The sequence below is a fragment of the Paraburkholderia phytofirmans OLGA172 genome, from assembly GCF_001634365.1.
In the GTDB taxonomy this organism is placed as follows: Bacteria; Pseudomonadota; Gammaproteobacteria; order Burkholderiales; family Burkholderiaceae; genus Paraburkholderia.
This window is the reverse complement of record NZ_CP014579.1, coordinates 217208-243840: the sequence shown is the minus strand read 5'-3', so window position 1 is coordinate 243840 and position 26633 is coordinate 217208. Positions and strand designations below refer to the sequence as shown.

General features: G+C 57.5%; 24 protein-coding genes and 1 pseudogene. 16 read left to right on the top strand and 9 right to left on the bottom strand.

What is annotated here, in order from left to right:
• Positions 1 to 132: 132 nt before the first annotated feature.
• The 3 genes from AYM40_RS21475 to AYM40_RS21465 form a co-directional block, all read right to left on the bottom strand.
• On the bottom strand, positions 133 to 618 hold the full coding sequence (locus AYM40_RS21475) for a MarR family winged helix-turn-helix transcriptional regulator (RefSeq protein WP_148662270.1): 486 nt from the start codon (positions 616 to 618) through the stop codon (positions 133 to 135).
• A gap of 922 nt (positions 619 to 1540) precedes the next feature.
• Positions 1541 to 2737, bottom strand: coding sequence for a porin (locus tag AYM40_RS21470; RefSeq protein ID WP_082855228.1), 1197 nt, complete (start codon positions 2735 to 2737; stop codon positions 1541 to 1543).
• Between the two features lie 636 nt (positions 2738 to 3373).
• Positions 3374 to 4276 carry a LysR family transcriptional regulator gene (locus tag AYM40_RS21465; RefSeq protein ID WP_063500607.1) on the bottom strand — a complete coding sequence of 301 codons (903 nt, stop codon included), beginning with the start codon at positions 4274 to 4276 and terminating at the stop codon, positions 3374 to 3376.
• A 278-nt stretch (positions 4277 to 4554) separates the two neighbouring features.
• Between AYM40_RS21465 and AYM40_RS21460 the strand changes: the two genes are divergently transcribed.
• Genes AYM40_RS21460 through gtdA form a run of 5 tightly spaced genes read left to right on the top strand, consistent with a single transcriptional unit; the run spans position 4555 to position 9430 of the window.
• The gene (locus AYM40_RS21460; protein ID WP_063498298.1) at positions 4555 to 5814 is read left to right on the top strand and encodes a cytochrome P450; all 1260 of its coding nucleotides are present in this window, start codon (positions 4555 to 4557) and stop codon (positions 5812 to 5814) included.
• A 4-nt stretch (positions 5815 to 5818) separates the two neighbouring features.
• Positions 5819 to 7057 carry an NAD(P)/FAD-dependent oxidoreductase gene (locus AYM40_RS21455; RefSeq protein WP_063498297.1) on the top strand — a complete coding sequence of 413 codons (1239 nt, stop codon included), beginning with the start codon at positions 5819 to 5821 and terminating at the stop codon, positions 7055 to 7057.
• Positions 7058 to 7097: 40 nt separating this feature from the next.
• Positions 7098 to 7418 carry a 2Fe-2S iron-sulfur cluster-binding protein gene (locus AYM40_RS21450; protein WP_063498296.1) on the top strand — a complete coding sequence of 107 codons (321 nt, stop codon included), beginning with the start codon at positions 7098 to 7100 and terminating at the stop codon, positions 7416 to 7418.
• Between the two features lie 42 nt (positions 7419 to 7460).
• Positions 7461 to 8378, top strand: coding sequence for a fumarylacetoacetate hydrolase family protein (locus AYM40_RS21445; RefSeq protein ID WP_063498295.1), 918 nt, complete (start codon positions 7461 to 7463; stop codon positions 8376 to 8378).
• A complete protein-coding gene (gene gtdA, locus AYM40_RS21440; RefSeq protein WP_063498294.1) occupies positions 8375 to 9430 on the top strand; it encodes a gentisate 1,2-dioxygenase in 1056 nt (351 codons plus the stop codon). Before AYM40_RS21445 ends, gtdA begins: the two co-directional genes overlap by 4 nt.
• 210 nt (positions 9431 to 9640) lie before the next feature.
• On the opposite strand, the gene AYM40_RS21435 is transcribed toward gtdA, so the two are convergent.
• Positions 9641 to 10435, bottom strand: a complete 795-nt coding sequence (locus AYM40_RS21435) for a helix-turn-helix domain-containing protein (protein ID WP_063498293.1) — start codon at positions 10433 to 10435, stop codon at positions 9641 to 9643.
• 128 nt (positions 10436 to 10563) lie between these two features.
• On the opposite strand from AYM40_RS21435, the gene AYM40_RS21430 reads away from it, so the two are divergent.
• The 9 genes and pseudogenes from AYM40_RS21430 to AYM40_RS43755 all read left to right on the top strand — a co-directional run bounded on the left by AYM40_RS21430 (position 10564) and on the right by AYM40_RS43755 (position 19059).
• Positions 10564 to 11403, top strand: coding sequence for a carbon-nitrogen hydrolase family protein (locus AYM40_RS21430; protein WP_063498292.1), 840 nt, complete (start codon positions 10564 to 10566; stop codon positions 11401 to 11403).
• Between the two features lie 86 nt (positions 11404 to 11489).
• Positions 11490 to 12830, top strand: a complete 1341-nt coding sequence (locus tag AYM40_RS21425; RefSeq protein WP_063498291.1) for an APC family permease — start codon at positions 11490 to 11492, stop codon at positions 12828 to 12830.
• Between the two features lie 288 nt (positions 12831 to 13118).
• Positions 13119 to 13919 carry an ABC transporter permease subunit gene (locus AYM40_RS21420; protein WP_063500606.1) on the top strand — a complete coding sequence of 267 codons (801 nt, stop codon included), beginning with the start codon at positions 13119 to 13121 and terminating at the stop codon, positions 13917 to 13919.
• Positions 13919 to 14620 (top strand): ABC transporter ATP-binding protein, encoded by a 702-nt coding sequence (locus AYM40_RS21415; protein WP_063498290.1) that lies wholly within the window; start codon positions 13919 to 13921, stop codon positions 14618 to 14620. The genes AYM40_RS21420 and AYM40_RS21415 overlap by 1 nt, the downstream gene beginning before the upstream one ends.
• A gap of 24 nt (positions 14621 to 14644) precedes the next feature.
• A complete protein-coding gene (locus AYM40_RS21410) occupies positions 14645 to 15706 on the top strand; it encodes an NrtA/SsuA/CpmA family ABC transporter substrate-binding protein (RefSeq protein ID WP_236721052.1) in 1062 nt (353 codons plus the stop codon).
• 64 nt (positions 15707 to 15770) lie between these two features.
• A complete protein-coding gene (locus AYM40_RS21405) occupies positions 15771 to 17060 on the top strand; it encodes an acyl-CoA dehydrogenase family protein (RefSeq protein WP_082855226.1) in 1290 nt (429 codons plus the stop codon).
• Positions 17057 to 18709 (top strand): FAD-dependent oxidoreductase, encoded by a 1653-nt coding sequence (locus AYM40_RS21400; protein ID WP_063498288.1) that lies wholly within the window; start codon positions 17057 to 17059, stop codon positions 18707 to 18709. Before AYM40_RS21405 ends, AYM40_RS21400 begins: the two co-directional genes overlap by 4 nt.
• A pseudogene (locus tag AYM40_RS43760) lies at positions 18655 to 18810 on the top strand (4Fe-4S binding protein); the annotation flags it as partial. The gene AYM40_RS21400 and the pseudogene AYM40_RS43760, both read left to right, overlap by 55 nt.
• 30 nt (positions 18811 to 18840) lie before the next feature.
• Positions 18841 to 19059: a hypothetical protein gene (locus tag AYM40_RS43755; RefSeq protein WP_236721050.1), complete on the top strand. Its 219-nt coding sequence runs from the start codon at positions 18841 to 18843 to the stop codon at positions 19057 to 19059.
• A gap of 299 nt (positions 19060 to 19358) precedes the next feature.
• Here the strand turns inward: AYM40_RS43755 and AYM40_RS21390 are convergent, their stop codons facing one another.
• On the bottom strand, positions 19359 to 20588 hold the full coding sequence (locus AYM40_RS21390; protein WP_063498286.1) for a porin: 1230 nt from the start codon (positions 20586 to 20588) through the stop codon (positions 19359 to 19361).
• Positions 20589 to 21233: 645 nt separating this feature from the next.
• On the opposite strand from AYM40_RS21390, the gene AYM40_RS21385 reads away from it, so the two are divergent.
• A complete protein-coding gene (locus tag AYM40_RS21385) occupies positions 21234 to 21551 on the top strand; it encodes a hypothetical protein (protein ID WP_063498285.1) in 318 nt (105 codons plus the stop codon).
• Between the two features lie 15 nt (positions 21552 to 21566).
• Positions 21567 to 22355 carry a peptidoglycan-binding domain-containing protein gene (locus AYM40_RS42115; RefSeq protein ID WP_063498284.1) on the top strand — a complete coding sequence of 263 codons (789 nt, stop codon included), beginning with the start codon at positions 21567 to 21569 and terminating at the stop codon, positions 22353 to 22355.
• A gap of 115 nt (positions 22356 to 22470) precedes the next feature.
• Here AYM40_RS42115 and AYM40_RS21375 read toward each other — a convergent pair whose 3' ends face one another.
• The 4 genes from AYM40_RS21375 to AYM40_RS21360 form a co-directional block, all read right to left on the bottom strand.
• Positions 22471 to 23184 carry a TetR/AcrR family transcriptional regulator gene (locus tag AYM40_RS21375; RefSeq protein WP_082855225.1) on the bottom strand — a complete coding sequence of 238 codons (714 nt, stop codon included), beginning with the start codon at positions 23182 to 23184 and terminating at the stop codon, positions 22471 to 22473.
• A 102-nt stretch (positions 23185 to 23286) separates the two neighbouring features.
• Positions 23287 to 24762, bottom strand: a complete 1476-nt coding sequence (locus AYM40_RS21370) for an NAD-dependent succinate-semialdehyde dehydrogenase (protein ID WP_063498282.1) — start codon at positions 24760 to 24762, stop codon at positions 23287 to 23289.
• Positions 24763 to 25731 carry a PDR/VanB family oxidoreductase gene (locus tag AYM40_RS21365; RefSeq protein ID WP_063498281.1) on the bottom strand — a complete coding sequence of 323 codons (969 nt, stop codon included), beginning with the start codon at positions 25729 to 25731 and terminating at the stop codon, positions 24763 to 24765.
• A 189-nt stretch (positions 25732 to 25920) separates the two neighbouring features.
• Positions 25921 to 26622: a GntR family transcriptional regulator gene (locus AYM40_RS21360; RefSeq protein WP_063498280.1), complete on the bottom strand. Its 702-nt coding sequence runs from the start codon at positions 26620 to 26622 to the stop codon at positions 25921 to 25923.
• Positions 26623 to 26633: the final 11 nt, after the last annotated feature.

The following is a 26633-nucleotide window of genomic DNA, read 5'->3' as shown; positions in this document are numbered from 1 at the left end:
GGTTCTCCGCAAATAACCGGCCTTGCCCGCGAATTTCATCTCTTTTCAGGTAAGCTCAAGGAGTCCGGTGGGGCCTCATATAAGGCTTACGTAACGGTGTCGGCACGTCCCCGGTCCGTAACATCGCCTACTTCAAAATTTCCCTGCCACATCTTGCGAACGTAGAATGATTCGACGGAGGAGGTCCTTCAGGAAACCAACCTCCTCTTCGCTAAAAACGGTCAGGACAGAATCGAAAACCTCCGCGAATATTGTGGGGATCTGTAGAGCAAGTACGCGCCCCTCTTCGGTCAAAGCTACGTGGCTAATGCGCCTGTCCTTTTCGCTTCGTACTCGCTTAAGTAGTCCACGTCTTTCCAGTCGATCGATCAGACGAGTCACTGCGCTGGCGCTAATCGCGAACTCCCGCGCAAGATCGGTACCGGTCAGGCACCGCCCACTGTTGACCATGACGAGCGTTGTGGCCTGCATACTTGTCACGCCGGCTTCTGCCAGGGTCTGCTGTGTGACCATGTTCCACATGGTCGCACGCGTCCGGCTTATTAGATATGCAACGTTGTCGCACAGTTGAAAATCGTCAAGATTTGACTCTGGAGGGCGGGGCCACATTTCGTTCATTGCTATCTCGTTCAAATCCCAACTTACTGGCTGCAATCCAGCCCTTCGATGTCCACACAGCGTGAACGGCTTATCAAGTCACGTAGCACATGGAAGGTCTCGGTTCGAGGCGATGACTCGACTTAAACTGTCCACAAAGGAACACCGGATGCCTGCGCCTGTCTTCAGCTCCCCCATCTCGGGAGTTACCGCTATCCGTGCGCGGACCTTCAAGATCGCGGCCCTTGGTGCAGACATGAACCAGGAGCGATTCCATTGAGGGTTCGGACGATTAAACGGGAGCGTGCAGTTGTCGCAGATGTCAATGCGCCAGTCGCTCAAGCTCGAAGCCGGCAGTTTCGGCTGCAATGCGCAAAGCGGCCGCGCCAACCAGCGCTACCACGCCATCTGCCACATCCATTAACCTTCAGCCGGACTGGAGCTATCGCTCGCGTTCAAAGAGAATTTCCACCTGTCGCGCCTCTTTGAGAGGCGGTATGTACTTGCGATGGGTAGTTCAAGCTCCGCAGCCCCAGCACAGTTGAGGGAGAAGTCCGTCGAGCGCCCTCAGTTTGTGCTACTGGAATACGAAGCCGATGACAGATTGGTCTCTGAGAGCGAACTGATTGACATCAGTGCGCGGGAGGACGCGTCAGAGCGCGCCCTGATCAATTGATTCCGGCAGCGCGTATATGTCCCGCTCCGGCCCGAGTGGGCCGCGCCAAAAGCGTCGCGCGAAAGCGTCGACGGGCATCACCTGCATATTCTTAGCCGATAACCACGTCCTATCGAGTACAGCCTATCGGCACCTACCGGCACGGCCGTCTCGAAAGGGAAAGGACAACCTGAATGCCTCGTCCTGCAATTTCATCTCTTGGACTGTTCATCCCCACCTGGCTCAAGGTACATGCCCACGTCTTGAGCCAGGTAAGCGGGGAACCCGTCAGAAAGCGTGTCGCATGCCCATCATCACGCCGGTTTGCGCGCCGCCGGGCGGAGGAGTGCTTCCCGGGCCGCCGCCGCTGATTGACAATGCAAGAGAACCACCATTGTAGATTCGACCGCCCATTGCGTAGACAGTCGTACGCTTCGAAAGGACGTAGGTGGCTCTCACGACGCCCATCGTCGCCTTGTTATCGCTGTTCTTGAACGTAATCCTGAAGGCTTCACCATCAACAATCCAACTTGGCGTCAATGTATAGGCGGCACCGAGGTACCACAAATCGCTTTTTGGCGTCGCAGCACTACCTTCGTTGTTCCGATGAAGAAGGCCACCGCCGACCTTTAACCGTCCGACGTTGAAGTACCCGTTTGCGGACAAACGAGTATCGCTCAAGGAGCTGCTCGTAAGTCCACCGAACGCGCCCGGACCACCGCGAATCTGGTCAGCCGCCAGTGCCACCCCGAAGGATGATGCGTCATATTTCAGCAGCGCGGACCATTCGCGACAAGCGCGCGAATCACCTGCGGTCTGGCCTGCGCAGTTCGTTCCCGCAGGACTCGGTCCGCCATTCGCACCATCGCGGCCAAAGCTGTACATTGCGCCAACGGTCACGCCGCTAAACGTTCCGCGATAGGCGATTGAGTTGTCCGCACGCGCATTTGCAAGGTAGCTGTCCAATGATGCAGAAGCAAAAACAGCCGGGCCCAGCAAATCCGCGTCAACCAATCCCCACGCGAGCATGGTGTATTGCCGGCCGAGTGTGAGCGTGCCCCAGCCTCCCGACAGCCCTACAAAGGCCTGCCGCCCAAACAGTCGGCCGCCCTGCCCGAGGGTTCCGTTGTTTGGTGCAAAGCCCGACTCCAGGACGAAGATCGCAAGCAGCCCATCCCCGAGGTTCTCTTGCCCTCGCACACCCCAGCGCGACGGAAGACCTGCGGTGTTCGTGGGCATACGCGCCAAGCTCTTTCCGCCTGCCCCAACGTTTGTCACGTACTCCACGCCGGTATCAACGATCCCATACAACGTGATGGTCGATGGCAGGGCGACTCCCTGTCGTGCGTCTTTCTCTGCCTCGACACGCCGATCCGCCTGCTGGATACCGGGATGCTCCTGATCCTGCCCCTGCGCCACCACTTGCGCATGCGCCGAGCCAATGCACCACGCCATCGCTGCTGCGATTATGTATTTATGCTTCATCGCCTGTCAGTCTCCACTTTTTTAGTTTGCTGATTGAACCGCCCTTGCCTACCGCGAACTATTTTTCCCGACTTTCATCACCCGATTTCCCACAAGGCAATCGTTCGACTCATCACGCACAAATCGCGTGATTTCCAGTGGCCTATCAAGATTTCGAGAAACTGGAGGTCTGGTCGAGGTTCCAAATTGATTTCAGAAGCTAGCGGTAAAAAAATTTATAAATTTAATAGCAATACTTATTATTTTAATAAAGAGACTTTGGATTTTTTCACGTTGAGCCTACGGTCTTCGTCAAGGAAGCAATTTTGACCCCGTAGAACGCGGGCAACAGATGGATCCTCTCCTAAGTTCCTATAAGGCGATTGTGTCTTGTCAGTGAAATTCTATCCATAGCATTTCAGTTATTGCTAAGTATCACCGGCGCTTGTGCAAAGCAGCGCGTGGAACACGCTAGAAATCGCGCGAGGGGTGGCCTCGCGGAGCAGGAGAGATCGCGGCAAACGTTTTCGTGACATGGACGGAGCGTCTAAGGCTACGAAGCTACGAGTGCGCGGTAGTCTTGAAGGACGGCGTTTCCCGGTCGCTAACGCGACGTCTTTAGACCGGAAAGCCAGATGAGATCAGAAATCGCGCCTGTCAGGAGGAAAACTCCTCAAATACCGTTTGCCGCAGCCACTGATTGCCTGGTTCCCGGTGATGTCTGCCATGCCAAAGCATGTTGATTACTATCTGTGGGATTTTCACAGGGCATACAGCAGTCTCCAAATCGAACGGCTCCAACGTTCGCTTCGCGTACGCTTCTGGCACGACAGCGATCAGGTCGGTTGTCTGCAGAATGTGCCCGACGGCGACAAAGTGCGGTACTTGCAGCCGCACTTTTCTCGTAATCCCTGCGCGCTGGATAGACTCGTCAACCATGCCGTGCCCGGTTCCTGCGGCAACAATCGCCACGTGTTCTGCGGCACAGAAGGACTTCAGGGTTATCCCCTGCTCAGCAAGCGGATGCCCTTTTCGAAAGAGGCATACATAACGCTGACTGAACAGCCGCCGCTGAAAGAAGCCAGTCTGCAGGTCCGGTAAAAAACCAATCGCGAGGTCGGTCCTTGCGTTTTCCATCTCCTCGCGAAGGTTCACCGCAGTGTTTCGTACCGTGCTCAAGGTGACCCCGGGTGCTACCTCAGATAGCCTCTTCATCAACGCCGGAAGAAACGATATTTCACCGATATCGGTCATCGCGACTGTGAAGTTGCGCGCACTCGTCGCCGGGTCAAACTCCGCCTTCGAATTCAGTGTGTCATGGATTGTCCCGAGCGCGAACGCTATCGGCTCTGCGAGCCTCTCCGATAGAGGCGTAGGCACCATGCCTTTTGATGTGTTAAGGAATACGTCGTCCCCAAGCAACTTCCGCAGACGGCTCAGGGCGTTACTAACTGCGGGCTGAGACATTCCTAGCGTGCGCGCCGCCGCCGATACACGCCCCTGGTGAAGCAATTCATTGAACACGACAAGTAAATTCAAGTCGATGTCTCGAAGTTCCATCTGCATACCTTTATCAGGTTGGTCTATAGATCCTATTCACCACCTTCTATTTCTAAATACTCTCGTGTGCATCACCATACAACCAATGATCACGGGATGCACTCTGCCGCTATCTGTCGAAGGTAGGCCGCAACCGATCGCGGTAGCTTAGCCGCATTTCTTTCGATGCGTATCGGGTCCTGCTGAAAGAGAGGACCTACGTGTCGACCCCGTGACTTTGCGGCTCAGTTGCGGTCCGCATGTGCGATGTGTGCAGAAAATACATAGGAGACGGATTCATGGCGATCCAACAGACTCACTCCGCGCCTGCGGAAAAGCAGGTCCATTCGGCCACCGAGGATTTTGACCTCTTTCAGCTCCCGAAAACGTACTACGACAATCCTTACCCCTTCTTTAAACACCTGCGGGACAACGAGCCCGCGCACGTCAACTCAGACGGGTCAGTTCTGCTCACTCGCTACGATGACGTCAAGGCTGTCTGGCGAGACCTTTCCGGCGTGGTAAATCGGGAGGCGGCATACCGCGAAAAATTCGGCGAAGGTCCGCTGCTGGAACAGCACACCACCAGCATGCTCTTTCGCGACCCGCCGGATCACGACCGCCTCCGTGAGGTGGTGAATCCTTTCTTCACCCAGTTCGGCATTGAGCGACTGCGGGTCAGCGTGCACGAGATTGTGGCGAAACTCCTCGACGAACTTGAGGACAACAAGGACATCGATTACGTCGCCGACTTTGCTTCTCGCATCCCAATTCAGGTCATTTGCGACATTTTTGGCGTTCCGCGCGCGGACGGCCCGCGCATACGCGATCTTGGTGCCCAGGTTCTTTTTCCGCTGAACCCAGCCGTGTCTGCTGAGGCAATCGCCGCCGGGCACAAGGCAACAGCGGAATTCAAGGCCTATCTGCTTGACTACGTCAACTTTTGGCGCTCCCAGCCGGTTGAAGAGACGCCCAGCAACATCATCAGTGCGCTCGTGAAAGCGGAAAAAAGCGGTCAACAGATCAGCGAGAACGAGATGTTGCACATGTGCATCCTCGTGCTTAACGGCGGTCACGAGACAACCACCAATCTCATCGGTCTTTCAACGCTCGCGCTAATCCAGAACCGTGACCAGTTTGAGCGCATGGCCATGGCCACCGATGCCTCCGTCGTGGCTGTGGGCATCGAGGAATGCCTCCGCTACGCTAGCCCTCTGCAACTCCAGGGCCGCCGGACCACGCGTGAGGTGGCGATTCCTAGCGGCGGAACAATTGCGCCCAACACGGAGGTCATCGTCGCTCAAGCGTCCGCCAATCGCGACGAGCGGATATTCGACTCCCCGGAAAAATTCGATTTGGATCGCCGTCCCAATCCCCACCTTGCGTTCGGGGCCGGCATTCACGTGTGTCTCGGTCGACCCTTGGCGCGATTGGAAGCCAGCATCGCTCTGCCAGCCATCACCAAACGCTTTCCGAAGCTCGACCTGCGCGAAGGCTTGAGCTTTAACCCGAACGCCCGCTTCCGTGGCATTCGTACCATGCCAGTCACGCTGGGGTAATGCCATGACAGCCGAACGCGGGATTCTTGTCATAGGCGGCGGTCAGGCAGCGTGTCAATTCGTTGCCTCAGTCCGGCAGATGGGCTACGACGGTACGCTCACCATCGTCAGCGATGAACTTACCCCACCTTACCAGCGTCCTCCTCTTAGCAAGGGCTATCTGAAAGGTGCGAGCACTGCCGAGTCACTTCATCTTCGGCCAGCATCCTTCTACGAGACATTGCGCTGTGAGTTGCGTCTCGGTGAACGGGTCGAGTGGGTCAACCGCTCAGCCCGCGAAGTGGTGCTGAGTAGCGGCGCACGCATATCCTATGTCAGCCTGGTCTTCGCTACCGGCGCGCGTGCACGCATCTTCCCAGGACTGCCTGAGCGTGACCCCAGAATTCACTATCTGCGCTCGCTCGCACAAGCGCAGGCGTTAAAGACGGCGCTTTCCGGTTATCGACGTATTGGAATCGTGGGCGCTGGTTATGTTGGTATGGAGGTGGCCGCCTCAGCGCGACAACTCGGGATAGACGTAACCGTGCTTGAGGCAGCCCCTCGAGTCATGCAACGCTCCGTTGGCGAGGCGACATCGGCAGCCGTACACGCGTTTCACATCAGCAACGGGGTCGATATCCGCCTCGGGTCCTCAATCTCAGCCGTGGAAGCAGCCCCTGGTGGACTGACAATCCACACAAAAGCAGCGCCGCTGGCAGTCGATGCACTCGTAGTTGGGATCGGCGCAACACCTAATATCGAACTTGCTGCAGCAGCCGATATCGCCTGTGCAAGCGCAATTCTCGTAGATGCGAATGCGCGAACCAACGACCCGCACGTCTTTGCGATCGGCGATTGCACTGAGCAAACGCATGAGATTTATGGGCCCGGACTTCGGCTGGAGTCGGTACAAAACGCCGTAGATCAGGCCAAAAACGCGGCGGCCATACTTGCCGGCAAGAAGACTCCGCCTGCGAGCGTGCCCTGGTTTTGGTCAGACCAGTATTCGCATCGAATCCAGGTGGCTGGCATAGCTCACGGCCATGACGAGATCATCGTGCGCAAACCGGCCGAACAAGATTCTGGCAAAGCAACGCAGTCGGTCTGGTATCTCCGGCAGGGCCGATTGCTGGCTGTTGAGGCTTTAGACGCAGCGGCCGATTTCATGGCAGGCAAAGGGTTTATCCAGACGTCCACCCCGCTGGACACAACCCGCCTGGCGGACGCATCGCTGCCGCTGCACCCACAACCCTTCCCGACATAATCGGCAGCCCCAATAACCTGCCAGAACTTGAGAGATATTCATGACACACATCCACTTTCGCACGGCCGACGGAGCAGAGCTTGTCTATCAGGGTCCTGATGGCATGTCAGTTATGGAAGTTGCCGTAGCCAATAACGTTCCCGGCATCGACGCGGACTGCGGCGGCGCCTGCGCTTGTGCAACCTGCCACGTATACGTCGACGAGGCATGGGCCGATCGCTTGCCTGAAAAGACCGAGCACGAGCAGAAGATGCTGGCTTTCGCCGTCGGTGTCGAGGCGAACAGTCGGCTCAGCTGTCAGCTCTCTGTCGGGCCGACGCTTGATGGCCTCGTGCTCAACGTACCGGCTTCGCAGTTTTAAGCGGCAACGCAGCTTCACAACCAATAACGGAGATAGATCCCCATGAAAATTTGCCGATTCGATGACGACCGGCTTGGTGTCGTCGAAGGAGACTCGGTACGCGACGTGACAGCCGCACTCGACGTGTTGCCACTCCATCGCTATCCGCTACCTACAGTTGATCCGCTAATTGCAAATCTGGCGCAGGTGGCAGATGAAATCAGGCGCATCGCACCATCCGCCCCATTGCGCCCGCTCGCCGACGTCCGCTTACTCAGCCCGGTAGCCAATCCCGGCAAGGTGGTCGCCGCGCCAGTCAATTACAAAAAGCACCTTGAAGAGGCACGAGCGCAGGTCGAGGTTCACCACAACAACCAGGTCGCCGAGATTCAGAAAATTGGCCTGTTCCTGAAGGCAACCAGCTCGATCGTGAGTCCTGCGGCAGGCGTCGAGCTACAACACCTGGACCGCCGAAACGACCACGAGGCCGAGCTCGCAGTCATCATCGGCAAGACCGGGCGCAACATCACACAGGCACAGGCGTTCGATTACGTTGCCGGTTACGCCGTCGGTCTCGATATGACCGCGAGAGGGCCCGAAGAGCGCAGTCTCCGCAAATCCATCGACAGCTTTACGGTTCTTGGCCCATGGATGGTGACGGCAGATGAAGTCGCGGATCCTTCAAATATCGATTTTTGGCTGACAGTGAATGGCCAGCCTCGTCAGAAGGCAAATACCAAGGACCTGATTCTCGGCATTGCCGAGCTCATCGAATTTGCATCAAGCTTCTACACGCTGCACCCTGGTGACATTCTGCTAACTGGCACGCCCGAGGGCGTTGGTCCGGTGCTGCCCGGCGACACTATCGATTGCGCTTTCGATGGAGTTGGGCAAATCCGCGTCGCGGTTCGGGCAGCCGACGGCGCCACGGGTGTAGCTGCTACCACACCCGAGACCGCCGGAAAGAAGGAGACAGCATGAACGACAACCGTGTTTCTCACGTCGGGAATATTGTTGAGACGCAGCAGGCTCGAAAAGCGTTCTACGAGAAAATTGATGGTTCGAACTGCGCGCCGCTGTGGGAGGTACTGCATGCTGTCGTGACAGCAACTCCCAATACACCATGCGTTCCGTATTTGTGGAAGTGGGATACGGTATGGCCGTGGCTGCAGGAGAGCGGGCGAATCATTACCGCAAAAGAGGCCGAACGTCGTGTGCTGGTGCTCGAGAATCCCGGCCTTCGTGGGCGCACCCGTATTACGCACAGCCTTTATGCAGGCCTGCAGTTGATCCTTCCTGGGGAGGTCGCCCCCGCTCACCGTCACTCGCAATCCGCCCTGCGCTTCATCATGAACGGTGACGGTGCGTATACGGCCGTGGATGGCGAACGCGTAACGATGCACGTGGGGGACTTCGTCATTACCCCATCGTGGACCTTCCACGACCACGGCAATACGTCTGCTGAGCCAATGGTCTGGCTGGATGGTCTCGACATTCCTATCGTGGAACTGCTCGACGCCCAATTCCGTGAAGATGGTCTTAGCGAGAGTCAGCAAACGGATCGGAGCGCGGGCAGCAATCTTGCCCGCTTCGGCAACACCATGAAGCCCGTGGAATATAAGTCACGGTCGCGCACTTCTCCGCTTTTCTGGTATCCCTACGACCGCACACGCGAGGCACTCCATACACTGGCGCAGGAAGAGCCGCATGTCGTCTGGGGCCACAAACTGCAATATACCAACCCGGTCACCGGCGACTGGGCGATGCCCACGATCGGTACTTTCATGCAGTTGCTGCCTGCAGGCTTTCGCGGGGCATCCTATCGCGCGACGGACTCCACTGTGTATGCCGTTGTCGAAGGAAATGGACGCTGCATTGTAGGAGATCAGGTGTTGGCGTTCGGTCCGAAAGACGTGTTCGTCTGCCCCTCCTGGATGCCATATCGCCTGGAGGCGGACAGCGATGCAGTGCTGTTCAGCTATTCCGACCGCCCCGTGCAGCAGGCACTTGATCTGTGGCGCGAGATTTTCTAACTGATTGACACGAGGCTATTCGAATCGCGATAGTCGACAGCCCCGGGACCAACAGGTCCTGAGGGCACTCGCGGCGGTTGAGGCAGCGTAGCCCACAGGCCTAACAGCGGATTTGGCCGAGCGAGGCGCCACACGACTTTAGGCCGGGGCTGGCCGGCGAGTTGACGCGGGTTAGCGCTAGGAAGCCTGGTCGCTACCGGCACGACCGGATTAGTAGAACATTGCAAATAGCTCTGACTGAGAGCTAACGTCCAACTTCACGTAGATGTGTTTCTTGTGTGCGCGTACAGTCTCGAAGGATATCGAAAGCTTCTCGGCAATCGCCCGCGAAGAAAATCCGCTAAGCGTCAACATTGCCACCTCAATCTCTCTGGCGGTTAGCGCACCCCGTCCTTTTTTCTCTGCCAGCAGACCAAAACGGTCCGTCAAATCGGAATCGCCGTCTCCGACAGAGTCCGAGCCGTCCTGCCTGGTGCCAAAATTTTCGTGTCGCAGCCGCTGTTGCATTAACGCCAAAACCCACGGCGAAAACAGTGTCAGCAACGTTATTTCCCGTTCGTCGTATCGCTTCATACTCCCGAGAGAAAGCCCCATCGTGTAATTGGCGTCTATCACGACGTTAAAGTGAACCTCATCGCCGACGATGTTCTTCTTGAAGTAGCGCTGGTAGTACTCCGTCATCCGAAAATTGTCGGGTGCGACATCTGCAAGTGAATAGAACCCTGAAACAGGCTGTTCAAACGCAGCGAGATAGAAAGGGTCAAGTTGATAAACCGCCGCGAGATAGTCTCGAAACATCAGATCTATTTTTCCATCGGGGAGCGCCTGTTCGGCGCAAACCAACGGTGGTGCATCACGACAGAATCGCAGCGCAACCCAGCTATCAAAGCCGATGTGCCGTTCCAGAACGCGGGTCAGACGAGCCCAGAAATGCGGACTGTCGATGGCATCGATGACCGAGCCTATCTCCCGATGAAATGCGAGGTCCCGCCATTCGAACTCCATATTTTTCTCCGCTGAGGGTACCCCGGATGGGTGATTTCTGGACAAAAACAATACCCCGATAATGACCTGGACCAAAAAGAAGCAGTGCTATATATGGCCGGCGAAAGGCATTTGAAAAAGGCGAAAAAATGCAGGTAGAACTCGCGCAAATCTCGCTGTTAGATGGCGATGTCGCACACAACACGCGCAAGGTCGTCGACATGATCGGCCGCGCCGACGTTTCTGGCGGCACGAAGCTTATCGTATTTCCCGAGGCCACGTTGTCTGGCTTCCCAACCCGGACGAACGTCGCCGCTATTGCGCAGGCACTTGGAGGCCCAGCCTTAAGCGCTGTGCGTGACGCCGCCAGCCGGGCAGGCGTATCTGTAGCGGTAGGTCTCGCAGAACGCGACGGAGCGCTCTTCTACAACACGACCGTACTGATCGACGGGAGCGGTGAAATTGCGCTGCACTATCGAAAGACGCACCTCTGGTCATCAGACGTCGGCGTGTTCAGCGCCGGCAATCGGTTTGAGACGTGCATATGGAACGGCATCACAGTCGGCCTGTTGATCTGCTACGACATCGAGTTTCCGGAATCAGGGCGCGCCGTTGCTGCTCTTGACGCCGATCTGCTGATTGTCACCAACGGCAACATGGACCCTTTCGGACCGGTTCATCGACGAGCTATCCAGGCACGCGCAATGGAAAACCAGATGTTCGCGCTGATGGTAAATCGGTGTGGTTCTGGCGACGACAACCTGACGTTTCCTGGTGAATCGGCACTCGTCGACCCGTTCGGCGAAATATTTGCTGCGGCCGGATCAGAAGAAACGGTACTCAAAACTCAAATCGACTTCTCCCGGCTCGAAACGAGCCGGGAGCATTACCGCTATCTGCATGATGCGCGCGTGGCACTCGACCTTAAGAGAGTCGACAACGAGGACGGATCGCGCGCCCTCGTAGTTGGAGACCGCCGCATCGGCTGACGTTTTTTCACCTAGTTGTACTTCACCGGTTCGGGGCGTCTGCTCTGGACGATTCCAACCCGCTTGCCCAGAGTTCAGGAGAAGTCATGCAAGAGCCGCACGTCGAAGAACAGTCACACCTAAAGCGTACTTTAGGCCTACCATCAGTCTTACTGTTTGGCTTGGCTTACATGGCGCCGCTAATCGTTTACGGCACCTACGGTGTGCTTGCTCAGGCGAGCAAAGACACTGCCGCCCTTGCTTATCTGCTCGCGCTAGTCGCGATCGCATTTACAGCGCTCAGTTACGGCAAACTCGCGAGCCTCTTTCCGGTCGCGGGCTCCGCTTACACCTACACACGCAAGACCTTCAACGGGCATCTCGGCTTCATGGTCGGCTGGGCAACGCTGCTTGACTATTTCTTCCTCCCTATGGTCATCTGGCTTATCGGTGCCGCCTACCTGAACACCGCGTTCCCGAGCGTACCGACCTGGATCTGGATTGTTTCTTTCATTGTACTAACAAGTGCGTTGAACATCGTCGGCATTGAACTGGCGGCACGCTTCAACATCGTATTGATGGTTGTACAAATGGCCATCGTCGCGTTGTTCGTCGCTTTGTGCTGGCACTATGCCGCTGCGGCAGCAGGTCCTCGCGGCATCGCTATGGCGGAGCCGTTCTTCAAGCCGCACGTGCCGTTCGCAGCAACGATGGCCGGCGCCGCCATCGCTGCATATTCCTATCTCGGCTTCGACGCGGTTTCGACGCTCACAGAAGAAACCATCGACCCGAAGAAAACCATGCCGCGCGCCATCCTGTGGATCGCGTTGATAGGTGGTGCAATCTTCGTGCTGGCCGCCTACACGACGCAACTGGCACATCCGGGCGTCGAATTCAAGGACGCCGACTCTGCCGCCTTCGAAGTGGCAAAGATGATTGGCGGCGATATGTTCGTCACCGTTTTCCTGGCCGGCCTTATCCTTGCGCAGTTCGCGTCGGGCATCGCAGCGCAGGCAAGCGTCGGACGTCTGCTTTACGCCATGGGCCGCGACGAAGTTCTTCCGAAACGCATCTTCGGCTTCATCCACCCCAAGTTCAAGACCCCGGCAATCAACATCGCCATTGCGGGTGTCGTTGGTTTGATCGCTTTGAAACTCGATGTCGCGACGTCCACCTCCTTCATCAACTTCGGCGCGTTCCTCGCGTTCACCGCCGTCAACCTGTGCGTGGTACGCATCTACCTAACCGGCAATCACGGCGATAAGAAGATTGGCGTCGTGGGTGGACTGATTTTCCCGCTGATTGGTGCGGTCGCAGATATCTGGCTGCTGGCAAGCCTCGACAAGACCGCGCTTGTGCTAGGCGTGATCTGGTTCGTAATCGGTTTGGCTTACCTGTGCTGGATCACACGCCTCTTCCGCCAACCCCCGCCCGAAGTCGCAATCTAAAGGCTCTACGGGAGTGCAGCCGTCTAAGGTGGAAATACCGAGCGCGGAGTGACCACCGGGACGGCTGTCAGCAAAATAAACATGCACTGTTCAAATATTAAATATGCCTAAACATAGAATAATTTCATAATTCTCAAGGCCGGCCCGCGTCGATATGCTGCACGTATATTGTTGCTTAAATGGGGCCATCCAGTGGTCGGTTCTGAAGGTGTTGAGGGGCGAACGGGTGCATTGCCTCTGCCGGGCACGCGCCGGGGCGTGATTGCGCCACGCGCAACGCGAGCTGCCATCGGGCTACGGTCCGACTCTTCCGGAATTTCGCCGCGCCGGTTGAACATCATATCGTGGTCAGTTCCACTCGTGCTCCTGTTGATTTGGGAATTTTTCGCGAGGATCGGCCTGCTTTCGCCGCAAGTACTGCCGGCGCCCACGAAGATTTTCCACACCGCGATCACTCTGATTGCGCACGGGCGTCTCCTTAGCGACATGGCAGTCAGTCTGTTGCGCGCCGGGGCTGGATTTGCGATCGGCGGGACGTTGGGTTTCGCGCTCGGGACGGCTGTCGGATTTTCTCGTATTGCCGAGGCGCTGCTCGACCGCAACATCCAGATGCTGCGTACGATTCCGTTTCTGGCGGCGTTGCCGCTGGTGATCGTGTGGTTCGGCGTCGGCGAGGTAGGCAAGATCTTTCTGGTGTCGCTAGGCGTGATGTTCCCGATTTACATCAACACGGTGCTCGGCATCCGTCAGGTCGATCCGAAGCTGCTCGAACTGGGCCGCGTGATGGGCCTGTCAACGGACATTTTGATTCGCCGAATCGTGTTGCCGGGCGCCCTGCCATCAGTGCTTGCAGGAGTGCGCTATTCCCTCGCTACCGCATGGCTCGCGCTTGTCGTTGCAGAAACGATTGCGACAAGCACCGGAATCGGCTTTCTCGCTATGGACGCGCGAGAATTCCTGCGTACTGACGTGATCGTGATGACAATCGTGATCTACGCGGGAATCGGGGTGGCGACAGACGCGTGCGCGCGCTTTCTCGAGCGCCGGCTCCTCGCGTGGCATCCGAACTATACGAAGGGAGCACGTTAATGACGGGGCGTCGTAACGGGACAGGCGCCGCCGTCGTCGTGCACGACCTGCGCCGTGCATATGGCGCGCGTGTCGTTATCGATGGACTCAATCTGACCATCGAGCGTGGCGAGTTCGTCGCGTTGCTCGGTGAGAGCGGCTGCGGAAAGACCACGCTGCTGCGTGCGCTCGCAGGGCTTGACTCGGTCGACGCCGGTCGCATCGATGGTCCGCGTCTGCCAGCGGTCGTATTTCAGGAACCGCGTCTGCTGCCATGGGAAACGCTCGCGCGCAACGTCGCGCTCGGCCTTCCGCCGACGCCCGACCGTGAACAACGGGCGCAAGCGGCGCTTGCGGAAGTCGGCCTTGCCGAACGGTCGCACGACTGGCCGCGCAATCTGTCGGGTGGTCAGGCGCAACGTGTGGCGCTCGCTCGCTCGCTCCTGCAGGAGCCGCAACTTTTGCTACTCGACGAGCCGTTCGCTGCTCTCGACGCGCTTACGCGAATCAAGATGCAACGCCTCGTCAAGCAACTCGTGGAGCGGTATCGACCGGGCGTACTGCTCGTCACGCACGACGTAGACGAGGCGATCACGCTTGCAGACCGTGCGCTAGTGATGCGAGACGGCGCCATCGCGAGCGAGTACATCGTTCGTGAACATGCAAAGCAAACATTGCGCGACACGCTGCTAGCACACCTGGGCGTCGACGCCGAATCGTGATCCAGTTACTGCACGTGCGTTTCGTTGGCCATAGCGGCCATGCACCGCCCGTGCGCCCTTGAAAATCCCTTGCCGTCCTATCCCGCTAACATGCCCAACGCCTCACCTTCAATTAAATCCGTGTGGTCTCGTCGCCGCTTCCTTCAAACTGCAGCCGCGACTTCCGCATTCGCGACCGCTCTGACCGCGTGCGGTAGTCGCAAGGTCGACACCGTTCGCCTCGGCTGGAGTCCAGGCAGTCTGTCGATGATGGCAAAGGAGCGTGGTGACTTCGAGAAATGGCTCGGGAAAGACAACATCAAAGTCGAGTGGGTCGGGCCGTTCCCAAATCACGCGCCGTCGTTGCAGGCGGTCACGGGCGGTAGCGCTGATTTTAGCTTCGGTGGCAGTACAACGCCGGCACTGGCGGCGATGATTGCCGGATCCCCGCTTGTATTCGCCAGTTTCAATGCGATCGAGCCGCGTAGCACGGCAATCATCGCGCGCGACGGTTCAGGAATTGCACGCGTTGAGGACCTCGTCGGCAAGTCAGTTGCAGTCAATCGCTCCGGACTCGGGGAGCTTCTGCTGGTCGCTGCCTTGGAAAAACATCGCATCGATCGCAACTTGGTGAAGTTTGTGTACTTGAATCCGCCGGACGCAGCGCCTGCGTTTTCGCAAGGCAAGGTGGACGCGTGGGCAATGTGGAGCCCGACTGTCGACATCGCACGCGAAAATTACAAAGCTCACGACATCTTCGTAGATGGACGCGACCTGGATCTCCAAATCGATTTCCTGTCGTATGTGACAACGCGTAAATTTTCAACTGACAACCCCGACCTCGTCAGAGCCGTGAACGCCGCGTTTTCACAGGAGGCGAAGTGGGTGTCCGAAAATCCCGCCGATGCCGAAAGACTGTCTCAGGAAAAAGGCCACTATAGCGATTCCGTACGCGACTCGCTGACGGCGATGAAGCGGCAGTACGTCGTATACGGAGCTGGCGACCTAGGCTTCATTCGCAAGCTTCAGGTAGCAGCCGACTGGCTGGCTGCGCATCAGGTACTGCCAGAAAAAATCGCTGTCGCGGACTATCTGGCGAAGGCCTGAGGTCTGACGCGAGCGGCGATGATGAATACCGCGTCCTGCAGGACCATTTACGAGACTCGTCGCGATGACGCTCGTGCGGCCTGCCCCCGAATGTTTAGCTAGCGAGTCTACTGTGAATGCGCCCCTTATCTCAAGCACCGCGCCTGCTCGGCCGCGTGCGCCTTTTCCCGTCCCCGAATCTTCGATTTTCGGGGAAACCCTCCGAAATCTGACCGAAGAATTCGCCGCCACTGCAGCTGAATTGGACGCAAGCGGCGAATTTCCGCACGCCAACCTGAGCCGCTTACACGATCTCGGGTTGTCCGCGTTTACGGTACCTACCGCACTCGGCGGCAGCGGCGCGACGCTCGCGCAGGCAATGAAAGTTATTTCGGCCGTGGCGCGTGGTGAACCGTCTACCGCGCTGATCCTGGCAATGCAATACCTCCAGCATTTTCGTCTTCAACAGAACCCGCACTGGCCCGAGGCACTGCGCACGAAGGTCGCGCGCGACGCTGTCGAGAACGGCGCACTGATTAACACCTTGCGAGTCGAGCCCGAACTCGGAACCCCCGCGCGCGGAGGGCTGCCTGCGACCGTGGCGAGACGCGTGCCGGAAGGCTGGCTGATAAATGGCCGCAAGCTCTATTCGACCGGTATACCAGGACTGACCTGGCTAGCGGTTTGGGCGCGCAGTGACGACCACACGCCGCGCGTTGGCACGTGGCTCGTACGTCACGACACGCCTGGAATCCGAATCGGCAAGCGCTGGAACCAACTTGGGATGCGTGCAACGAACAGCCACGAAGTGATTTTCGACAACGTGCTGGTGCCTGCCGATCATGACGTCGACGCACACCCCCTAATCCCGACGGCGCCGCAGTTGGATCCAGTCGATTCGCTGTGGATGACAGCGTTGCTGTCTTCGATATACGACAGTGTTGCGCACGCTGCGCGAGACTGGCTGGTCAGCTGGTTGTTGGAGCGCAAACCGAGCAATCTCGGTGCTGCGCTCGCGACGTTACCCAAGTTTCAGCAAACGATCGGCACAATCGACACGCTACTGCTCAACAACCGGGTGCTGTTGGGTGCGGTGGCGGGTGGCACCGTCGATGCGACCAAAGCCGCGCAGATCAAACATCTGGTGACGACGAACGCTATTCGCGCGGTAGAACTCGCTGTCGAGTCGATTGGAAATCCGGCGCTCTCGCGCGATAACCCACTCGAACGGCATTTCCGCGACGTGCTGTGTGCGCGCATCCATACTCCCCAGGACGATACCATCCTCATCGGCGCCGGGCGCGCTGCGTTCACCGCGTTCTCGGCACCGCGACAAAAGCAGGGGCGCACGGTGTCTTCGCGTTCCGGACTATGAGCGCTTCTACTTCAGGGACAGTCCCGGCAGGCACCGCCAGTTATTCGAGCGCACATTTCTCGCGGCAGACCCGCGATCTCGAACTGAAAGCAGACGTGCTTGTCATCGGCGGCGGCCTGGCTGGCGCCTGGGCGGCGCTGGGCGCCGCGAGATCTGGTGCCAGCGTTGTGCTCGTGGACAAGGGCTACTGCGGCACCAGTGGCGTTACCGCGTCAGGCGGCCCAGGGCACTGGTGGGTCCCCCCGGATCCGGCGGTGCGCCGGGCGGCAATCGAAAAGCGCTCTGCGGCAGCCGAAGGGCTTGCCGATGAGCGCTGGATGGAACGCGTAATCGACCTTACATGGCGCACGTTACCGACGCTCGCGGGACACTACGATTTTCCCGTCGACGCGCAGGGCGTCACTCAGTATCGCGGCCTGCGCGGGCCCGAATACATGCGGGCAATGCGTAGTCTGGTCCAGCAGGCTGGCGTGCGGATCCTTGACCAGAGCCCAGCACTTGAGCTCCTAGCGGATCCGAGCGGCGGTGTCGCAGGCGCGCGCGGTGTTCGCCGGCAGGAGGGAGACAGCTGGTGCGTGAAGAGCGGTGCAGTTGTACTGGCCACCGGCGGCTGCGCGTTTCTGTCACGCCTGCTCGGCAGCGACACAAATACTGGCGACGGGTATCTGATGGGAGTCGAAGCTGGCGCGGAGCTATCGGGCATGGAATTCTCGAATTACTACACCGTCGCTCCTGCTAACTCAACCATGACCCGCTCAATGGCGTACGCGTTTGCAAACTACCATGACGCCGGCGGCAGGCTCCTGCCAATCGGCGCCGGCCCCGACTCCACCCGTGCGCTCGCCAAAGCACTGCTTGAAGGTCCAGTGTTTTGCCGGCTCAGCCGGATGCCCAACGACATACGGGAGATGCTTCCTCGCGTCTCGCCGAACGTTTCGCTTGCGTTCCGGCGACAAGGTATCGACCCATTCGTCGATGCATTCGAAGTGACGTTGCGAGGAGAGGGCACCGTGCGCGGCGTCGGAGGTCTGCGTGTGACCGACGACGAATGCCGCACCACAGTGCCCGGTCTTTACGCTGCGGGCGATGCTGCGAGCCGCGAGAACGTCGCGGGGGCGATCTCGGGCGGCGGCGCACAAAACTCAGCTTGGGCGCTGTCATCCGGACTTTGGGCTGGCCAAGGCGCCGCCCGCAAAGCGCTGGAACGACGTCAACGGGACGCCGTGCTGCGGCCGCTCGGTGAAGCGGCGCTAAGGCCGTCGACCCAGTCCGCTGTCGGCATAGATGATGCGATCCGTATCGTACAAGGCGAGATGCTGCCGCTCGACAAGAACCTGTTTCGCGACGGCCCGACGCTCACAAGTTCGTTGCAGACGCTGGATGCGCTGTGGACGGAAGCGCGTAGCCTCTCTGGTACGAACGTCCGGGACGTAGTGCGCGCACGTGAATCCGCAGCGCTGGTGGCGACAGGGCGCTGGTGTTACGCGGCTGCGCTCGCACGCACCGAAAGCCGAGGAATGCACCAGCGCAGCGACGCCCCCGCACAGGACCCGCACCTTGCGGTTCGCATCGCGGCAGGAGGCCTCGAGCGCGTGTGGACGCGGATCCCGCACCATCCTTTGACTTCAGTTCTCAAGGAGCACCTGTGATCGAACTTTTGCTCGACGACCGCTGCACCCAATGTAACCGTTGCGTCGACGTTTGTCCCACCAATGTTTTCGATGCTCGCCCGGACGGGCCGCCGCTTATCGCTCGCCAAGCCGATTGTCAGACCTGCTTCATGTGTGAACTGTATTGCCGGGACGATGCACTGTTCGTCGCGACAGATTGCGAGCACGTGACCGGCATCGATGCCGCGACCGTTCTCGAAGCCGGGTGGCTCGGCGACTTCAGGCGAGATTCCGGTTGGGACGAATGGAAAGACGATCCGCGCTATGCGAACGAACACTGGCGCATGGATGAGATTTTCATGCGGGCGCGCGCGCTCGTTTCGCCGTAGATTGACCGCCAAGGAGACTTCGTTCTGAGCAGTGGATCAATTACTGCGCAGGACCGAAGACGGCGAAATCTATGCTCGCCACAATTCCCCCTAACAGGACATGCAGCGTAAACGTGGCCGCGACATCTGGCTGGTGCGTTCAGCCACACTTGCCAATTTCAGACGCCGGTCGATCTGTTTGGCCTTTTGATCGAACAGCAGTTCAGACTGACAAGTTCCTAAGCGCGGACTGCTTTACCAAGCGACTCACTCGAGGCACTTCGCTACGTTCCGCGAAGTGCCTTATTCCCGTTTTCTGTTTAGAAAAGGTACTTGATGCCGGCAGCGACGGAAATCTGTTTATTCGTCGCGGACGGTGTTAGGTAGCCAATCTGGGCGACTGCGGCGCGTCCCAAAGAATCAACGCCGCTTGCGTGTTGAAGCGAGCTGGTTATGTACAGTTCTGTCCTCTTGGACAGCGAGTAGACACCCGCGAGATTCACCTGTTCATATTTGGCACCAGCGTTGCCGCCAGCGCTTCCGCCGGCCGTGTGATCGAACGAGGTGGCCATTCGAAAGAATGGGGTGAACTGATAGCGAAAGCTGGCGCCGACGGTGCGCAGATTCGTGGAGCCGCCGTAGTTTTTCGGGTTAAGCGAAGCAACCGATCCAAGGCCACGGAACTGGGCCGTCGAGTACGCGACGCCGAAAATCGCAGACCCCACGACGTAAGTCGTTGCAACCGCGATTGTTTGTTGGGTATGGGCCGACGCGAATCCTACGATTGCCGGATTGAATCCTGCCGCAGTCGCGGACCCCACAAAACCAAGGTTATTGCCTGTGGCAGTCGCATTGGCGTTAGTGCCGTAGAGGGAGTTGTTAGGGTTGCGCGCATTCACTACCGACGCGGCGACCGAAAGCGCTGCGCCGGTGTAACGGAAACCCGCCGACCAGATCTGGTTTTGTGTCAAGTCGCCTGCTGCGCCGCCCAAGCTGTAAAGCAGCCCGAATCGGAACCCCCTATAGGTATCAGACATGTACTTGATCGAATTATTGATTCGATGTGTGAAATTCAGGTTGTCGTAGTCGGCAGGATGGAACGCATTGTTTCCTATGTACCAGATCGGGAGTAGCGGCGACACGAATTCGATGGAAGGGTCACCCTGGCGTCCTAAGGTAAACGTGCCGTAGCGGTCGGCACTTAAGCCGACCCAGGCTTGCCGCCCGAATAGGGTTCCCCCTAATCCGAGGGTGCCATTGTTCTCGTTGATTGGGCTCTCAAGCACAAAAACCGTTTTGAGACCGCTGCCCAAATCTTCTGTGCCTTTCAGTCCCCAGCGGCTAACGTTGAGCCCCGCTGTGCCACTGTCGAGTTGGCCAACTAGCGCGGCACCGACCGGCTTTCCTGATTTTGAGGTCGCCGCCGTCTGTACATTGTTGGCGTATGTGATTCCGCCGGTCACGGTTCCATATAACGTGACGCTGCTCTGGGCACTTGCTGTCCCAGCCAACACGGAAGTAATTCCGAAAGCAAATAATAAATTCTTCATTTTAATTCGTAGTATTAAACGACTTTCACCCAGCAACCCCGCTGAGAGAGCCGAATGCGAGAAGTGCATTTTGTTTAAGAAATTTTTCGCACTTGATTTCTCCTGTGCACGTTGAGTGAACGTTTCGGAGACGGCGAAATATGTGGAAAAACATGTCTGTACAGCGTAGACATGCTATTTTCGATAGTTGGCACCCGCTCGGTCAAGTCAATTTCAGTAAACCAAAAAAATTAATTTATCTAACGTTATGTCATTTGCACTACTGAAGTTATACGCAAATATGCATTCATTTTTTTTACTTACAGCACTCTCCGACCAGCATGGTTAAGCAGAAAAGATAAGAATCGCTCCGCTACTTAGCGCATGAAAATATCGGCCATAAGTTGCAGTGGTCAAATAAATAACGAGTCGGCAAAGCGCGTTTCGTTGACCGCACATGGGAGGACCTGAAACACGGTACGGAGGCGCCTCAGATAGGCTTCCTCTGCAAATAGCGAATTTAGCGCGGCGGCACTCAAGCTTCGTGTTATGCGATGTCACTTGACAAGGAATAGAGGTCGCCTACTATCAATCTGCAGGCTCGTTTGAAGCTACCTGTGATTCAAAGTGCCGCCCGCACCTAACATACTGGAAGATGGGGGAACTGTGCTCGCTCACATCCTAGCTGAAGTCAATCAGATTTCGGATGATTTCCAGCAGACTACGCAAGTTCAGATTTCGAAGAACACGCGAGGGCTGATTGCGGAAACAATCAGCTCCATTATTCAGGATCCTCATCCGGCCTGGCAGTTGCCAGCCGGTCGCAATGAACAGTATGCTCGCGCGTATCTTCAGGCTCTGCCTCTCTTTTTCTATGGCATGCTGAAAGAAGACCCGATGAACGGCCCGATTAGCGCATTTCAGTTCCTTCACTGGCTATCGAATAACCTGAACTTCAGCCTTTGTATCATCAAAAAACCGTAGAGGAAGCTGGCAATCATGCCTCCGCCACCCACAGATGACGCTCCTAGCGGGTGGTTCGTTCTTAACGATTTCACAAAGACAATAATTACGCTGTCCAGCGCGCTGTTTGCGCTTTCGGTTACGTTCTCGGCGAACCTTCTGGGTAAGACGACAGCCGAATATCAGATCGTGCTGCTGGTAGCCTCATGGGTCGGGCTTGCTTTGTCGATTGCATTTGGCGTTGCCTCCCAAGGATTATTGATTAACTACCTGAGAGTTGGAAAAAACGGTGGCGCCACAGTGGGATGCGCGAACCTTTCCTTCCTGCTGGTCTCCGTTTCGGTCCTTCTGTTCCTTGCTTTTGCATTGGCAACATTCAACGGTGCAGGAAACTCGACTTCTGATGTGCTCTCCGCGCTTCCGAAAGCGCGAGATGCCGTACGTCAGGCATCAGGAATTTCCACGCTTCAAATGAAGGCGGAATTCGCAACCTCGCAGGAAAGAGAAAAGACCATCGAATATCTCTTTTCAACCGGTGTGGGTGGCGACAAGTACCGAGTTACGTGGGACGCATCGACTGGAAAAGCCATTCGAATCGTCAAAGAAGAAGCTGTGGCTCCAGTTGCAGCGCCAAAGCTCAGTGTGTCTGATGTACAAAGCCGTCTGTTGCAGCTCGGTTACGTAGTGGGCCCGATCGATGGAATAGTTGGTACGAAGACAGCTGCGGCAATCAGGCGTTTTCAACTTAACCGTGGCTTGCCGGTAACCGGCACGATAGACGCAGCCACCACTATCGCTTTAGCTCCGACGACACGTAGTCCGTGAAATATTCCTGCGATCAACATTGACTGCATTCAATCAAACATTGGCGCCGGCTTTGCCTGCCGGACATGGCCATTTCCGGCGATATCCCCGTCATCAACGTCGGAAACTCGCCGCTTTACTTCAATACCTTCACCCTTTCAAATATCATCGATTCAACCGCGCGCCAATACGCGTCAACGACCGTCGGATCGGAGGGCGAAAGCTTGCTGGTAACAGTCAACTCAGGCCTAAAACTCGCGAGCGAGGACGTCAGGCTCATCATCAGGTAATGGAAAAGAATCGGCTCGACTTCTGGCAACGCGCCTCTGGCCTGTGCATCGGAAATCTGCGGCAATAGCCAATCGATCAGCGGCTTCAATACCGTATCGACAAGCCACTGGAGCCGCGAACTAGACCCCAACATCTCCCAGCGCATGAGGCGGTCAAACTCAGGAAACTTTACTGTAAAGCGGAACAGCGCTCCGTACGCCAGCTTCAAGCGTTCTTCGGAGCTAACTGCGCCGGAGTCCGCCAGATGCGCATCCCATTCCGCCCGCATGTGCGCGAAACCAAGTTCCGCCACTGCCTGCCAAAGAACCTCTTTCGAACGGTAGTGGTACGTAATAAGAGGGTGCTGCAGGCCGATGCGCTCCGCGATGCTGCGAACGCTGGCAGCGTCATACCCTTTCTCGGCGAACTCCAGCAGTGCGGCGTGAAGAATCGAAGACCGGGTCTCCTGAGCTCGCGGCTGCTCTGCTCGCTTCAATTCCGCCGGGCGCCCAGTGGTGGCCGCCTTGTTCGCAATTGGGGTGCGTGGCACGGGTCGGTTGAAAATAGCTGTAGTAGCCAAGGAAGTTGCTGTTGATAGGGTAGCTTATTGGTTGGCACCGGCTTTGCCTGTGACCACAAACGGTACAGGCAAAGCCTCCTCCACGCGCGGCGCCGTACCCGCTTAACCTGGAAACGCTTCGCAGATGAACTTGGTTTCCATAAACTCATCAATGCCCTGACGTGCACCCTCGCGACCGATGCCCGATTCCTTGAAGCCGCCGAAGGGAGCAACCTCCGTGGCAATTGCCCCTGTATTCACGCCGACAATGCCGGCTTGCAGTGCGCGCGATGTGCGGTGGATGCGTGCAGCATCACGGCTGAACATGTACGACGCCAGGCCCAGTCGCGTTCCATTCGCGCGCTGCAGCAGTTCGTCTTCCGACGTGAACGTTGCTAGTCCCATCACCGGCCCGAAGGTCTCCTCGCATGACATTGCCATTTCTGGCGATATTCCCGTCATCAAAGTCGGAAGGAAGAAATTTCCTTTGCGGTCGGCTCGCTTTCCGCCCACGAGCAATTTGGCCCCACGAGCGAGAGCATCAGCGACATGCCTTTCAACCTTCTGGACCGCATCTTCGCTGATGAGCGGACCCAATGTCACACCAGGCTCGAACCCATCTCCCAGGCTCAACTCCCCAATTGCCGCGATCATGCGCTTCACGAATTCGTCGTGCACTGACGCGTCGATCAGAAAGCGATTTGGAGCGATACATGTTTGCCCGGCATTGCGGAACTTTGCAAATACCGCGCTGGACACGGCGACATCAAGGTCTGCATCGGCGAACACGATGAAGGGAGAGTTCCCGCCCAACTCCAGGGAAACGCGCTTCATGGTGTCAGCACATTGGGCTGCGAGTCGCTTGCCCACTGCAGTCGAGCCGGTAAAGCTCAATTTGCCGACCGCATGACTGGAAGTCAGCGTGCGACCGATTTCTTCCGCAGCGGGGCGGTCCGCCGTGACCACGTTCAGCACGCCACGAGGAATGCCGGCTCGCTCAGCAAGAACACACAGAGCAAGCGCGGAGAATGGCGTGTGCTCTGCCGGCTTGAGCACCATCGTGCATCCTGCTGCAAGAGCCGGTGCCGCTTTTCGCGTCACCATCGCACACGGAAGGTTCCAGGGCGTAATGCCAGCTGCCACGCCGACAGGCTCCTTTATCGCAACATACGTGACATTGCGCCGGGAGCCTGGAATCACCTCTCCGTAGGTTCGCTTTGCTTCTTCGGCGAACCACTCGACAAACGATGCTGCGAACAGCACCTCGTTTTTCGCGTCTGAAAGCGGCTTACCTTGTTCCAGCGTAAGGATGGCAGCCAGATCGGATGCATTTGCCACGATCAGCCGCGCCCACTCCTTCAACGGCGCCTCGCGTTCCTTCGCAGTTCGTGCACTCCACTCACCAAAGGCAGCTTCGGCCTGGATGATGGCGTGCTCAACATCCACCGCCGCCATATGCGGCGCCTTTCCGATAAGTTCACCCGTTGCGGGGTTCACAACATCAAAAGTCGCCCCGGACACGGCCTGAATCCATTCACCGCCTACGTATGCGCGGTCGCGCAATAGGCTGTCGTCGAGTAGTTTCACTTTTTCCTTCATTTAGAGATCGAGCACCAGGTCGCCCTGTTTGGCGCGCGAAACACAGATGCACATCTGTTTTCGCTCGGATTTGTCAGCGGCTGTGAGCACGTAATCGCGATGATCAACATCGCCTTCGATTACGGCGGTTGCGCACAGGCCGCACTCGCCCCGTTTGCAATCGTAAAGCGGCTCAATGTCGTGACGGATGACTGCGTCAAGGATGGACTCATCGCGTGCCACTTCAACAGTCATCCCACTTTGCTTCAGGATTACGCGGAAAGGTTGGTCGCCCTTCGCAGGCGCAGCGGCTCCGAAGAACTCGAAGTGCACTCGCTCAGGTGACCAGCCGGCGCGGGCGGCAGCGGCAATCACTGCTTCGTTCAGTCCGCGTGGCCCGCAGACATAAACCTCACTCCCATCCTGGGCATCACGCAGCTCTGCGCCGAGGTCAATGCCTCGAGTAACATCGCCGCCGTCGAAATAGAGAGTCAGCCGGTCCCCTGCCAAGTCAGAAATTTCAGACAGGAACGCAGCGTCCTCAGTGCTCCGCGCGCAATAGCAAAGCTTGAAGCTCTTGCCCTCCGACACGAGAACGTGGAGCATCGACAGAAGCGGCGTGATTCCGATACCGCCGGCAATCAGGAGATGGTGCTTCGCGCTTGGAGAGATGCCGAACTGGTTCTTGGGCTGGCTGCAAGTTAGCAGTTGACCAACTGCCACACCGGCATGCATCGCCGCAGAGCCGCCGCGACCAGAATCCTCCCGCAACACGCCCAGCAGATAATAGTCACGATGCGCCGGCGAACTCGCGATAGAGTACGAGCGTTGTACAACCTCTCCTGAGGCTAGCGGGACTGAAATGTCTAAGTGCGCGCCGGCGTCAAACGCCGGTAAGTCTTTGCCCTGAGGGTGGCGCAGAACAAATCCGCGAATTCTCGCCGTCTGCTGCTCCAGATCGGAAACGATAAGTGTCTGGCTATTTTCCATGCTTCATACTCCGAGGCGGCGATACTTGACCACCTCAACAGTCGCCAATTAGGCAACAATTCCCGTCAGGCAATATCCGCCCTGCCGACGGTGCAGCATTGACCGCGCACCTGCGAGAGGAATCTCATCAGTGCGTGATGTATCTGAGTTTGGAAGATAGTCCTCCGGCACGCTGGAGGACTACTTTCATCAAAGATCTGCTTCGAGACCCAAGTCTTCGAGGGTACGGCGCACCAGACCTCGAACGGCCATTCGTGCTCCCGACACATCCCCTCCTTCAATCGCGTCGACCAAGGCATGCCATAGCCGACCGACATTCTCAAGGTGCTTGCTTTTGCGCAGCGAGGCGTGGATATACATTCGCGTCTGGTACGTCAGGCGGCTCCAATTTTGAGCAAGCCTGACGTTTCCGGAACTCGTACAGATCCAATGGCTCAACTGACCGCCGATAGGCATTTGTGCATCGATGTCGTGCTTGGCAAGCACCACATCCATCTCGCGCAAAAGAATCCGCGCAACGTCTAGCTGCGACCGAGTCACTCGCCGTGCCGTAAGTTCAGCTGCGAGCTCCAGCAAGGCGAGGCGCATCTGGAAGATTTCCACGATTTCCTCGTCGCTGAGGTCCACGACACGGACGCCACGCCTAGGTTCACGCACCAGCAACTCTTCATTCACGAGCGTTTGTAATGCCTCGCGAATCGGGCCGTTCGAGACAGGGAATTCCTCCGCCAGAGCGCTCTCCCGGATCCAGCTTCCAGGCGCATAGACTCCTCCGGCAATACGATCACGCAAAATTGAAGCTATGCCATCGCCGATGGACTGAGGCGCCTGGAAATGGAGCACCGACGAGTTCACGGTCTGAACTGAGTCGGCAGAGAGAATGTCGCCCATGGTGTTGACTT

What these genes read in the sequence shown, in the direction of transcription:
- AYM40_RS21400 (WP_063498288.1), top strand. Translation starts at nt 17,057, where the DNA reads ATGAGCGCTTCTACTTCAGGGACAGTCCCGGCAGGCACCGCCAGTTAT.
- AYM40_RS21460 (WP_063498298.1), top strand. Translation starts at nt 4,555, where the DNA reads ATGGCGATCCAACAGACTCACTCCGCGCCTGCGGAAAAGCAGGTCCAT.
- AYM40_RS21360 (WP_063498280.1), bottom strand. Translation starts at nt 26,622, where the DNA reads ATGGGCGACATTCTCTCTGCCGACTCAGTTCAGACCGTGAACTCGTCG.
- AYM40_RS21405 (WP_082855226.1), top strand. Translation starts at nt 15,771, where the DNA reads ATGACGCTCGTGCGGCCTGCCCCCGAATGTTTAGCTAGCGAGTCTACT.
- AYM40_RS21435 (WP_063498293.1), bottom strand. Translation starts at nt 10,435, where the DNA reads ATGGAGTTCGAATGGCGGGACCTCGCATTTCATCGGGAGATAGGCTCG.
- AYM40_RS21425 (WP_063498291.1), top strand. Translation starts at nt 11,490, where the DNA reads ATGCAAGAGCCGCACGTCGAAGAACAGTCACACCTAAAGCGTACTTTA.
- AYM40_RS21445 (WP_063498295.1), top strand. Translation starts at nt 7,461, where the DNA reads ATGAAAATTTGCCGATTCGATGACGACCGGCTTGGTGTCGTCGAAGGA.
- AYM40_RS21365 (WP_063498281.1), bottom strand. Translation starts at nt 25,731, where the DNA reads ATGGAAAATAGCCAGACACTTATCGTTTCCGATCTGGAGCAGCAGACG.
- AYM40_RS21430 (WP_063498292.1), top strand. Translation starts at nt 10,564, where the DNA reads ATGCAGGTAGAACTCGCGCAAATCTCGCTGTTAGATGGCGATGTCGCA.
- AYM40_RS21470 (WP_082855228.1), bottom strand. Translation starts at nt 2,737, where the DNA reads ATGAAGCATAAATACATAATCGCAGCAGCGATGGCGTGGTGCATTGGC.
- AYM40_RS21415 (WP_063498290.1), top strand. Translation starts at nt 13,919, where the DNA reads ATGACGGGGCGTCGTAACGGGACAGGCGCCGCCGTCGTCGTGCACGAC.
- AYM40_RS21455 (WP_063498297.1), top strand. Translation starts at nt 5,819, where the DNA reads ATGACAGCCGAACGCGGGATTCTTGTCATAGGCGGCGGTCAGGCAGCG.
- AYM40_RS43755 (WP_236721050.1), top strand. Translation starts at nt 18,841, where the DNA reads ATGTGTGAACTGTATTGCCGGGACGATGCACTGTTCGTCGCGACAGAT.
- AYM40_RS21475 (WP_148662270.1), bottom strand. Translation starts at nt 618, where the DNA reads ATGAACGAAATGTGGCCCCGCCCTCCAGAGTCAAATCTTGACGATTTT.
- AYM40_RS42115 (WP_063498284.1), top strand. Translation starts at nt 21,567, where the DNA reads ATGCCTCCGCCACCCACAGATGACGCTCCTAGCGGGTGGTTCGTTCTT.
- AYM40_RS21390 (WP_063498286.1), bottom strand. Translation starts at nt 20,588, where the DNA reads ATGAAGAATTTATTATTTGCTTTCGGAATTACTTCCGTGTTGGCTGGG.
- AYM40_RS21450 (WP_063498296.1), top strand. Translation starts at nt 7,098, where the DNA reads ATGACACACATCCACTTTCGCACGGCCGACGGAGCAGAGCTTGTCTAT.
- AYM40_RS21370 (WP_063498282.1), bottom strand. Translation starts at nt 24,762, where the DNA reads ATGAAGGAAAAAGTGAAACTACTCGACGACAGCCTATTGCGCGACCGC.
- AYM40_RS21465 (WP_063500607.1), bottom strand. Translation starts at nt 4,276, where the DNA reads ATGGAACTTCGAGACATCGACTTGAATTTACTTGTCGTGTTCAATGAA.
- gtdA (WP_063498294.1), top strand. Translation starts at nt 8,375, where the DNA reads ATGAACGACAACCGTGTTTCTCACGTCGGGAATATTGTTGAGACGCAG.